Genomic DNA, 11,857 nt, shown 5'->3' on the forward strand with positions numbered 1-11,857 from the left:
TTACCGATTATTACCCATTAGCTATCTGCCAGTCTCTTATCGTGCGTGCATCTTCGTCAAACGAACTTCCAATCAGCACAATCTTCTTATCGTCTACCTGATATTTTGCTGCATATTCTTTCTCTTTTATCTGATTGAGTGCGTCTTCCGCACTGCCGTTACCGGTGAGCTTAAACTCGAAGATGTAAACAGTATCGACAGTAATAACCACGGCGTCCGCACGCCCGGTAGCGCAGTGTACTTCCGTTTGTACAAATTGCCCCATCAGTGCAAAGATCAAATACACTGCCGTTTGATAGTTTTGTTCCCGCAGCTTCATGTTTTCTTCGGTGAAGTTATCATACGGTATGCTTGAGATAATCGACTGCATCCGTTCCATAAACTCATCCACATTGCCCTTGCGGATATCTTGTACAAAGCGTCCTACCCATACCCCTGTTTGCCCGAACGGTACATCAGAGTATGCCGGTAAAAGATTATGCAAAAAGCCGTACCGTACCTCATCATTCGGAAAACCAAGCCGGTAGAGTCTTAAATCGCTGATGTATTCTTTAATCGTCAAATACCCTGCTTGAAACAGAATCGGTAATGTATCTTGTGCAACAGCCCGATACGTTTGTAAGCCTTCTTCATCCAACTCAACATTTCCATCCAGGTCGGGAATATAATAGTGTGCTTCTTTGAGGTAATTAACTAAAAATGTCGGAGTTCCCGTGCTGAACCAGTAGCTTTTAATTTCTTTTTTGACTAATGCACTGAGTACACTATAGGGATTGTACATCCCTTCTCCTGCAGGGTGGAACAAGTAGCCGTCATACCACTGCTTTAAGGCTGCCAATGCTTCTTGATACGTGAGGTTTTGCTCATCGGCAAGTACCTGTATGTCCGGCTGGAAGTTCGTTTCAAGTTCTGTTTGTGTGATACCACAGAGACCGGCATATTGTTTTTCCATCGATATATCGCGGAGATTATTCAAATCGCTGAAAATGCTGATTTTACTGAACTTTGTTACCCCAGTTAAAAAGGCAAAACGGATATATTGATCACAGGTTTTAATCACGGAGTAAAATGCTTTAAGGGTATTGCGGTATTGCTCATTGAGTGTTTCATTTATACCCATGGTTTGCAGCAAGGGTTTATCGTACTCGTCTACGAGGATGACGACTTGCTTACCGGTTTGTTGGCAGGCTCGTGTAATAATACCGGCAAAACGGAGTGCAAAATTTTGTTCGGATGGTTCAACCCCATATAGTTTTTCCCATTTGCAAAGATGACTATTCAGATTCATACCGAGCTCATCAGATTCTATATAGTTACCCGTATTAAAATCCAGATACAATACCGGATATGCTTCCCATGCTGCCCGTTGTTCGAACTCCGCTTGTTCTTCCTCGGCGTTTTCAATATACAGGCCTTTAAACAGTTCTTTTTGGCCAAGAAAATATGCTGCGAGTGTTGAAAGAAAAAGGCTTTTCCCAAACCTGCGCGGGCGGCTGAGAAAATAGACTCGACCGCCGGTTACTAATCGCGCAAGATACTCTGTTTTGTCTACATAGAGATAGCGGTCATTCCGTAAGACCTTAAAGCTCTGTATGCCGACCGGCAGTTTTCGTGAAAAGTTCATACTGGTATTATAGCACGGTTATTGCCGTTCCGCAATTTACTCAGTCTGATACGTTTATCCTGCCGGTATATCCATCACTTAATCACATACAGCATTCCGCCGTTTCGTCCGAAGATTTCGTTTTCGTACATACACTCGGCGGTTGCCGGCGGGCAGGGAAATACACCGCGGCGGGCTGCACGGAATTTAAAGCGTACCGTGGTGCCGCCTTTGTCCCAACTGTTCCAGAAATACTGAACTTCGTTGTCGTATATCTGTTGATTACTTGGATCGCGCCAATCAGTCCACGACTCTTCCGTATCTTTTTCCTCGTAATCGTTTGATGCGGTGGTAACGAAGGCTGCGTCTAAAATTTCCGCGCCTGACGGAATGGGTGCCCGCAGTGCGACAAACGTATAGTCCTTTCCCGACGAGAGGCGGATTGCCATTTCGTAGGTTTTGCCGCTTTCGAGGGTGATCATCGAGCTGTTCTCCGAATCCGGCGTTACGATTTTATCTGCGGCGATGTCGCGGATAGTACAGGAAACACCGAGCCCCTCGTCGCGCGGCTTTTGGCGTTCCTGCGGCAGTGCATACGCAAGCGAGGCAGTGTAGTAGAGCTGTCCCGTACCGGTTTTGGTAAAGCGGAGCGGCAGCAGGGTATCCCGCTTTGCTCCCGACACCGGCTGTTCTTTAAAGGAGAACATTTGGAAAGCCGGTTTTGCTGCCGCTCCTTTGAACGCCGCGGTGAGCAAGTCTCCGCCGGGCAGCGATGCCGCAGCGGTGAGGTCGGTAGCATCAAGCTGTGCATACTGAATATATTCGTACACTGCTTCCAACACGTGAGCGGTAGTTGCCGTATTTTGCCAATAGCCGCCTTTTTGACGCTGGAGCAGGGTGTACAGCACTGCCCGTACCGCATCCTCGCGGCTATGGTCGGGCGCCGCTTTTACCAAGCTTTGCAGAATAAGCGCCAAGTCGAGGGAAAGGTCGTTTCCGTACCAGAAGCGGTAGCCTTGTAACGGCGGTACCGCGAGCGATACGCTGCGGGTGGTAAAGCGGCAGGAGTTTATAATCCGTTCCGTGCACTTCGCCGCCTTCGCTGCATCTCCGGCGCGGTTCCGCTGCGTGTAGGTTAAGCTTAGCAATGCAAGGGCTGCAAGATCATTCGGCTGCGCGGTGTAGTCTTCCAGTTGAGGAATGACACGTGCCTGAACTGCTGTCAAAATGCTCTCATCAAAACCGGCGTTGTTCATTGCCAGTACAAAGCAGGCGTAGGCTTGTAAGTACGGCGAGAGTGCATTCCTCTTTGCAAGCAGCTGCGAGCGAATATAGTCGGTCAGTTTTTTGGTATTGACGGCAATATCATCTTGGCTGTATCCGCGCTGCTGTGCGGCGGCGCAGATATGCGCAATCCGTAAACTGACATAAAAGTCCGTGTACCAGCCGCCCGGCCAGTAGGGGAAGCCGCCTTCGGACGTTTGTTCCCGCGCCCATGCCGCCATCGTTTTTTTGACCGTGTGCCGGACATTCGGTACCTTACTTTTAAGCGAGAATACGTCGATGTAGTTTTCAAACAGGACGAGCGGTAGAATGCGGGCGGACTGCTGTTCCATGCAGAGGAACGGATAGTCAAATACGTAATCAATAGCTGATGACAGCGCGCCGAGTCCGCTTGAATCCAGCGTCAGACTGAGCGAGCCGGTATTTTCATCTGCCATAGACGGAATGATCAGCCCCTCGGCTGCTTCGTTTTCATCTTTTGCGATAGCGCCGGTTGAAGTTACGGTTTCAAAGACAAAGGGGCGTTCGATAACGAGCGGCTGAATCAGTTTTTCTTGGAGCGCATCGGAAGAAACGGTAAACACCGCCTCTACCGTGCCCGCCTTTACCGCTGCAATGTCAAAGTAGACCGCCGCCTGCTGTCCGCCTGCAACGGTAACCGTATGCGTTGTCTCCCCGTCGATAAAGGCGGCTCCGCGGTGCGGTATGCCGACTGTAGAGGTATCTTGCCCCTGTCCATTTTTTTGACCGGCGGCATTTCCCGCGCTGCCTTGCTTACCGCCCTGTGCATCGGCAGCGGAATCATCCTGCGAGCCGGGTTCACGGACTGAGGCGCGTATCGTAATGCTATGAGCGCGGGTATCCACATTGGAAATGAGGACGCCGCATTCTGTCGTATCCCGTTCGCGGAGGCGGCGGGGCATAACCGGCAGAATGTTGACGGTGTTCTGCACGGTAATCTCTTCTTCGTGCAGGGCAAAAAGGTCGGTATGTGCTCCGACGGCGGTAAGCCGGTAGCTGGTCAGCGTATCCGGTAGCTTAAAGGTTGCCGTTACCTTACCGTTTGAATCCGTCTTTAAGATAGGAATGAACACCGCGGTCGGGTTAAAGTTGCTGCGTTCCGCTTCATCATCCCCTTTGCCGCCGTCCGAATCGCCGCCTGCAAGGGTTTTCGCTTCTTCCATAACGGGATCCATCAGCCACGCGCGGGAATCTCCACCGGTAACACCGAGCTGGAAATTGCCGGGATCATAGAAGAAGTCGAGCGGATTGGGCACGTGATAGTCTATTAAATCGAGGACGCCGCGGTCTACGGCAAGCAGGGTGAGTTCCGCATTGGCCAAAGGCTTACCGCCTCTTGTCGCCGTCAGTGTAACGGTTGCTTCCTCTCCGGGCTTGTACACGGACTTATCCGCGGCGAGTTCGACGGAGAATGCTTTGACGCGGGCATTTACAAAGATCGGCGTCATACCGAAAATGCCTTTCGGCTTATCAAGGTCAAGTTCACCGTGCTTGTGCTGCGGCTCCTTTGTCCGTACCGAATAGGACGACACCGCGACATACACCACGGGAATATAGTTGCTTGCGACGGGAATTTCCAAAACTTGAGTATTTCCGTCGAGTTCGCGGATTTCTTCCGTAAAAATACCTTCGCGCTCTACCGTGATGAGGTATCTTCCCGCAGGGAGCGGGCTTTGCATCAAAATGCGGGCGGTGTCGCCGGGGTTGTACAGCGATTGGTCGGGCGTTAGGCGCACGGCATCTTCATAATCGCGATCCCAAAAGCTCGCGCCCGATCCGGTAACATAGAAGCGGTAATCGGTTTTGAAGGTGCGCCCTGCGGTATCGGTTCCGCTCATACTCAGAATATATGAACCGGCATTTTTCGGCGTTACCTGCACCGTTCCCTTTGCAGCGGGTTTCACGGTTGCCGTATGCTCGGTGATGTTTTCTTTTTCGTAGTTTGAGTAAATGCTGCCGCCCGAACCGCGCTCCTGTACGAGCTTCCAGTTTTCCCTGATCAGCTCAACGGTAAAATCTCCCGCGGCCGGTTTGGTGTCGCCAAGCGGATTGCCGTCGGGGGAGGCGAGGATGAACGGGAAGGTGAGCTTTTGTCCCTTTTGCGCAAAGCCGGTAAGGTTTTCAGGCCGTGCAAGCCCGATGTAGAGCGCTGCCGGATGCACCATAACGGTATTTCGCGCGGAAATTTGCTGATTGCTGATGTCGGTTATCGAAACCTCGGTACTGTAGCGATAGGGGAGACCGATAATGCCTTCCGAAGCCGCCGCTTGGCAGGAAAGTTCCGCCGTACCCGTGTTCGACAGTTTTCCGGAAAACGATGCAACATGATCGATGCCATAGCCTTCTACTCCGAACCGATAGTCCTTTAATGCCGCATGGTGAGGGCTGAAAGAGGCGCCTTGCCGCATCCAGCTTCCGCTATATGCAGCCTTGCCAAGCCCTCCGCCCGAAAGGTACGAGGCGGATACCGCCGCTTTGATAGTATCTCCCATAATGACCGGCTGTTGCGGCATAGTTACTTCCGCCTGAAATTTCAGCTTTTCAAAATACGCAACGGTGATGGGACATTCCTGTGCTCCGCTGTTGTTATCGTCGTCAGTCCGCCGGTAGGTCAGGCTGTAGGAGCCGGGCGCTAAATCTTCCGGTAAGTCGAATGCTCCCCAAAAGCTCCCCGAATCGGTACAGGCGCCTTCTTGCTCTGCAACTTCGACCTCATCTCCTTCCGATGAATAACCCGATAACGTAACGGTGTACTGCCCCTCGTACGGCGCGAAGGTATTGAATGTTTGTGTGCGGTCGATACCTCTGAACGAAACCGTTTCTCCGGGTTTATACAGCCCTCTGTCCGAAAAGAGGAATGTCCGCTGGTGTGTTTCTGCAATCTCTTGCGGATTTGCTGCGTACACATCGAAGCGCCACGGACTGTGGGTATGCGGATAAAAAACAGCTTTATCTCCGTCTTTTTCTACAAATACGGCAGCATAATTCCCTGCATTGCGGAAAAAGCGGATACTTTTGCTTCCGTAGGGAAGGACGGCAATTCCTTCTTTATCGGTGGTGCCGGAGGCAAAGGGATTTTGTGCACCTTCTTCGGGGCTGACCGCTTCATCCTTATCGGTTTCCGCGTCGTACAGGTACACTGAAGCACCTTCCACAGGTTCTCCCGTTGACAGTTTGGAAACCAGCACGACGGTTTTATTGAGTGCGGAACGGACGGTAATGCCGAGGTCCGTTACCTGCACAGTCGAGGTTTGGCGGTTGACGCGCGGCTTTTTATCCCGCTGAGAATAGGGCGGCAACGTTACTTCCGAATCGATACAGACAAAACCCTTGCCGTTTTCAAGGTAGGGGTCAAGGTCGGCGAGTTCAAACAGCCGTTTATTCCGTACGGAAGCATCTAAGGTCTTTGCCTTTGAACGGTCGTATGCCTCTCCCCATGAGTCCAGATCAAGCGGGTTGTCGGTTTTTGCGATTGCATAGCTCGACGGGGAAAGAATATTTTGATATTCAAAGAGGTATTTATGCGGATACGCTGCTTCCAACATCAGATGTCCCGTATCGGTATATTGCACAAAACTCGGTGCATCGGGAACGGTAACCGTATAGGATGCAGCGGAGGCAAGAGCTCTGCCGTAGGTATCCTTTATGCCGTTTTGTACGGTAACGGTGTATGTTTCTTGGGGTGCGACCGGCAAGCCGTGAATCAGCACGGTTGAATAGTACGATGTTGCATTGTGCACTTCGATATTTTTTTCACCGAATGTGAGCGCCGGTTTTATGGAAATATTGTTGAGTACGGTCTTTTTATCCACCGGATGGGAGAATCGGAGTGCTATCGGGTTTGTATAGCCGTAGTCGCTATGATAAACCGATGCGCCTTTACAGGTAAACGGCTTGAGCGTATGGTATTGTGCCGTAGTGAGGGAGCCGTCCGGGCGTTTTGCCGCTACGGTAACCGTTGCATTAAAGGGGATTTTGCCGTTGATATTCACCAATACGTTGAAGTCGTTTTCTCCTTCGGGGCGGGTAACGGTATGACGGTATGGAACCGCTTGTTTCCCTGCTTCCTGTACCGATACGGAAAGAATCGATTGCAGTTCGGCAGGCTGTACAGGATAATTGAAGCGGAGCTGTACATCGTTTGCCGCTTCCGGAATCAGGTTGTCGGTATTGATGGGTATCCACCGGTCGGAGTTTTTCCGCAGCATATAGCCGGGTTGGGAATAGGTGATTCGGAGCACTTCGCTGGTAACGGTGAACTGTCTTTTCCCTTCTATTTGTTTTCCGTTGAGCGCTTGTACGCTGTCTTTAACGGTTATCGTGTATTTCTGTCCGGGTTTAAGGCTTTCTGCAGGTTCAAAAGCAAGGTACCGCGAGCCGTACCAGCGGAATATGCCTTTTACGGCAGGACTAATCGATAGGTATGGAGACTCCGTTTCCGGTTTGCCGAGGGCGCCGATTGCCTTAACCGGCAGCGAGAACACGACATAAAAGGACGGCGAGGTTACCGCCGCGGGAATCTTGCCTTTCGGTCCCCAATCGGCAACCGTGAGCGCTCCGCTCTGCGGGAGATCGATGGTTTCCGCTATGCCTTTGGTTTGCTCGCCGGTCTCTGCCGTCAATTGAGGCGTATAGGAGGTTTTGTATGCGGTAAGCGCCCGTACTCCGGGAATAACCGAGACATCTTTTGCCGATGATTGCGGCGCGGGCGCTTTAAACGCCGGTATCTTGGAGTTCTGTTCGGGTTCGGGCGTTTCTATCGCATACTGCGGTAAAAACTGCTTTTCAAAGTCCGAAATATTCGGATCATTGTACTTGCGCTGCGTCTGTTCTTGCAGCTTTGCGATATACGCTTTTTGATTCGCATCGCCCGAACTTGAACCTTTGCCGCAGCCGGCGATAAGGGCTGCCAGGGTTATAATCATTAAAACAATACCGGATTTTCTCATTATTGGGCTCCATCAACTAATAACAGCTGGAGCATCTAAAAACTCACGGGCTATAGATGCTCCTAATAGTATACAAGAGCGACGCTGAATATACAACATGATATTTCAGGACTAGATCAAAGAAAATTTCGTACAAAAGAAAATTTTGAGTTGATTATTTGTGCAGATGAAAGGTAAAAAAGATAATATGAAGTATCTTTGCTATCGGAAGCCGGCGGGATGATAAGATGAGACCGGCGGGATTCGAACCCGCCACCTACTGCTTAGAAGGCAGTTGCTCTATCCAAATGAGCTACGATCTCTTGAACTCGCAGTGTTCACTGCAAATATGCTATATGTATACAATAGGAGTGAAAAAAAGTCAAGGTTTATTTTCAGCCGCTAAAATAGCGCGGCTGAAAAACGCTACGAGTTTGCTTACGCAAACATCGCTTATTGACGTGTGCGCTATCGCGCACGAATTCAACGGTCTCAAAAATTGATATTTTGTTCGACTGTTGAATTTTAAGGAACCTATCGTGCAAACGCATCAAACTGTTTCTAGTAGTCCCAATTATTTTACACTTTTGCTCTACTCTACCTAATGCATTTGCCCTGCTATTAAATTATTTAATTAAAAATCATTCCGAATATTTGACTTCCTGTCGGAAATATACTATTTTGTTTGCATGAAAATCAGAATAGTATCTTTATGTTTCGTTTTTAACCTTTTTGTGCTCGGTTGTTCCGCTAAACAAGCGCAGACTGCCAACCCGGCAGCAACACCGAATTCGGGAGTACAGCCAACTGCTACCGCTTCTACGACAATGCAGACTTCTGCCGATCGACAAACCAATGCTGATCCGGTCGCAGCGCTGAGTTCGCTCGGGTTTTACGTTTACGACACACCGATTGATCTGCCTATAACCGCACCGATACCTGCGCTTGCAGGCGATCCTATCAAAGTGGACGATTTTACCGGTAAAATCACACTCCTCAATTTTTGGGCGACGTGGTGCCCGCCGTGCCGTGCGGAAATGCCCTCCATCGAGCGCTTATATAAGCAGATGGACGGTACAAATTTCCGAATTATTGCTGTCAATGCCGGTGAGCATCGTTCGCAAGTCACATCTTTTATCGAAAAAAATAAATATACATTCCCCATCTATTTGGATGAATCAAACCAGTTATCGTCCATATTTGCTGCGCGCGGACTTCCGTCGACCTACCTCGTTAATAAAGAGGGAAAGGTTATTGCCGCACGTATCGGAGCGATGGAGTATGACCAAGCAGAATTGATAAAACTGCTTAAGGAATTAGCCGATGGGTAGTGCGTCTCTTCCCGGTTTATTCGGAGCCTTTTTTGCAGGACTGCTTTCATTTTTGAGCCCCTGCGTATTGCCGCTTATTCCCGTCTATCTTTCGTTCATCTCCGGTGAATCGCTTGCCCAAATCCGCGAAGGCAACAACGGCCGTATGCGCCTTTTTCTGCGCAGCATCAGCTTTGTGCTGGGATTTACAGTAGTATTTGTACTGCTTGCGATCCTATTCGGAACAGGCGCCCGTTTTATCGGCAGTTCCGCCCCCCGCGTCATTATGCGGATTGCGGGAGTTGTTGTCATAATTCTCGGCCTGAATATGCTTTTCGATTTTATCCCGTTTTTACGCGGGGAGATAAAAGCACAGGCGCCGAGTACTGCCGCAAGTTTTTCAAAGGCGTTTCTCTTCGGTATGCTGTTCGCCGCCGGATGGAGCCCTTGTATCGGGCCGATATTGTCGTCGATTCTGCTCTTTGCGGCTCAAGCGGGCAATATCGTAAAAGCAACCTTTTTGCTCGGGGCGTATTCGCTCGGACTCGGCATTCCTTTCTTGCTGGTAGGGCTGTTTTTTGATAAAGCTGAGCCGGTGCTACAGTGGTTCAAGCGGCATATGCGCGGGGTTAAGATAACAGCCGGAGTGCTGATCATCTTTTTCGGTATATTGATGGTAACCGCCGGTTTGGCGAGCATTACAACCTTCTTTGTAAAGATAGGGTATGCACTCGAAGAGTATGCCGAGACTGGAACTCCCCCATTCAGCACTATTGCCGGAGCACTTGCCCGCTGGCTGCAATTCCAAGGGGTATAGGAAAACTACTGAAAGCCGTCTTTTTAGATTGCGTTATTCGTGCGGGGTTAAACCCCGACGCTCGCGTCGGGGTTGTTGATTGCCTACGGGCTTCTTATAAAGGCGTGCGCAATCTAAAAATTCCCGCAGATAGCTTGGGGGCGTAATCTTTTTATTCCATACAAGATAAAGGTCACGGTAGCGATGCGGTACGTTCTCCAGCGAGAAAGCGAGTAGCTCTCCACGCTTAATCATATCATCTACGGCAATTTTGGAAATAAATGACGTACCCGCCCCTTGCGCAACGAGCCGCTTTATCACTTCGATATTGTTGATCGTGGTGATGATATGCAGCGATTCGGCGGGGATATGTGCGGAAGCTAATATGAGCTCCATATTCTGCTTTACGGCGGAACCGCTTTCCCGTACGATAAGCGGTTCCTGAGCGAGTCGCTTTAAATCGGGTTTTGTCTGCTGTAAAGCTCGATAATAGGGAATATTAGGCGTAATAAAAACAAACTCATCTTGGTAGATCGGTTTAAACTCACAGTTTTCATCATCGCTTTTCATTCCAACAATGCCCGCATCGACCTTTCGGGCAGAAATCCGTTTAATCGTTTCGTAGCTGTTTTGTTCTTCAACTTGAACAAGGATATTGGGGTGGTCTTTTCTGAATCGACTCAATATAAAGGGAAGTATATATCCCGTTGGGATAGTAGAAGCGCCGAGCCTCAACACCTTTTGATTTGGATTGATAAATCGGTCTATAAGAGCCGAACGCTGCTGCAATAAATCCTTTGCTTCGCGGTAGAGCATCGTCCCTTCTTCCGTAATTTTCAGTTCCCGCGTGGAACGGATAAAGAGGGGAGTATCCAGTTCTTCTTCGAGCTGCTTAATGTGCAGACTCACTGTCGGCTGCGAAATATTCAGTTCTTCGGCCGCCGCAGAAAAGCTTAAATTTTCGACTAACTTTACAAATACTTCGAGGTGTTTAAATTCCATATTCTCTCCTACGGTTGTTAGTCAACGGTTCTATTTGCCGCGCGGAGCCTTTGCAGGATCGATCGGTTTATTGTTTGCATATACCATAAAATAAAGTCTCGGCGTACCGGTAATAGAATCTGCGGCAAGGGTACCGAGTTTTTGACCGACGGTAATGTGCGTACCCGCTTGCGGGAGTATCTGCGCCAATCCCCCGTATACATAGACGTGCTTTGTTTTGGATTGAATAAAGATAACCTGCCCGTATCCTCGATGCGGACCGATTGAAATGACCCGTCCCGATGCGATGGCCTTTACCGATGCGTTTGTTGTCGAATCGATGGCGACGCCGTAGAGCTTTCCCGACAGATACGAAATGTCGGTAATAGGAACAGGCCACAGAAGCTTCTTGTCTATGCTTTTTTTTGTATATGAGCGAGGATCTTCCCATGAAGCTTGAGAATGTTGCTGAGCTGCTGTCGTATTGGTAGAAGCTGTCGCGTTTTTGGGAGCAGAGGCAACGGCGTTTTTTTCTCTTTCCGGCACAATCAATATTTTTCCGACTTTTAAGACATCTGAATTGGAGAGGCTATTTGCTTTTCGCAGCGCATCAACGGTAACGGAGAATTTTTTCGCAATGCTGTAAAGCGTGTCACCCTTTTGTATTGTGTATGTTTCCGGAATATAGATTTTCTGTCCAATCGTAATTTTACCCGCATCGCTGATGTTATTCCGTTCCAGGAGGATAGCAACCGGTACCGAATATTTGCGGCTTAACGCATAAAGCGTTTCGCCTTTTTCCAATATATGCAGGGTATCTGTTGCAGCAACGGTATAAATCGCAAGAGAAAAAATAAAAAAGCAAACGGAATAACAACGCTTAGACATATTCGTCTATAAATATCGGCTCATTATGTAAAAAACTCAACTATCT

6 protein-coding genes and 1 tRNA gene are annotated in these 11,857 nt (G+C 49.3%); 2 read left to right on the forward strand and 5 right to left on the reverse strand.

The window, feature by feature from the left end:
* Positions 1–10: 10 nt before the first annotated feature.
* The 3 genes from E4N69_RS07685 to E4N69_RS07695 form a co-directional block, all read right to left on the reverse strand.
* Positions 11–1,624 (reverse strand): ATP-binding protein, encoded by a 1,614-nt coding sequence (locus E4N69_RS07685; protein WP_253823464.1) that lies wholly within the window; start codon positions 1,622–1,624, stop codon positions 11–13.
* 74 nt (positions 1,625–1,698) lie between these two features.
* Positions 1,699–7,857, reverse strand: a complete 6,159-nt coding sequence (locus E4N69_RS07690; protein ID WP_253823465.1) for an alpha-2-macroglobulin family protein — start codon at positions 7,855–7,857, stop codon at positions 1,699–1,701.
* A 228-nt stretch (positions 7,858–8,085) separates the two neighbouring features.
* A tRNA-Arg gene (locus tag E4N69_RS07695) sits at positions 8,086–8,159 on the reverse strand.
* A gap of 366 nt (positions 8,160–8,525) precedes the next feature.
* Between E4N69_RS07695 and E4N69_RS07700 the strand changes: the two genes are divergently transcribed.
* On the forward strand, positions 8,526–9,167 hold the full coding sequence (locus E4N69_RS07700; RefSeq protein WP_162663756.1) for a TlpA family protein disulfide reductase: 642 nt from the start codon (positions 8,526–8,528) through the stop codon (positions 9,165–9,167).
* Entirely contained in the window at positions 9,160–9,963 is an 804-nt protein-coding gene (locus E4N69_RS07705) for a cytochrome c biogenesis CcdA family protein (RefSeq protein WP_253823466.1), read from the forward strand. Before E4N69_RS07700 ends, E4N69_RS07705 begins: the two co-directional genes overlap by 8 nt.
* Before the next feature lie 33 nt (positions 9,964–9,996).
* On the opposite strand, the gene E4N69_RS07710 is transcribed toward E4N69_RS07705, so the two are convergent.
* Positions 9,997–10,944, reverse strand: coding sequence for a selenium metabolism-associated LysR family transcriptional regulator (locus tag E4N69_RS07710; protein ID WP_253823467.1), 948 nt, complete (start codon positions 10,942–10,944; stop codon positions 9,997–9,999).
* A gap of 30 nt (positions 10,945–10,974) precedes the next feature.
* On the reverse strand, positions 10,975–11,811 hold the full coding sequence (locus E4N69_RS07715; protein ID WP_253823468.1) for a M23 family metallopeptidase: 837 nt from the start codon (positions 11,809–11,811) through the stop codon (positions 10,975–10,977).
* Between the last annotated feature and the right edge of the window lie 46 nt (positions 11,812–11,857).

It is taken from the genome of Treponema sp. OMZ 906, assembly GCF_024181185.1.
Classification (GTDB): Bacteria; Spirochaetota; Spirochaetia; order Treponematales; family Treponemataceae; genus Treponema.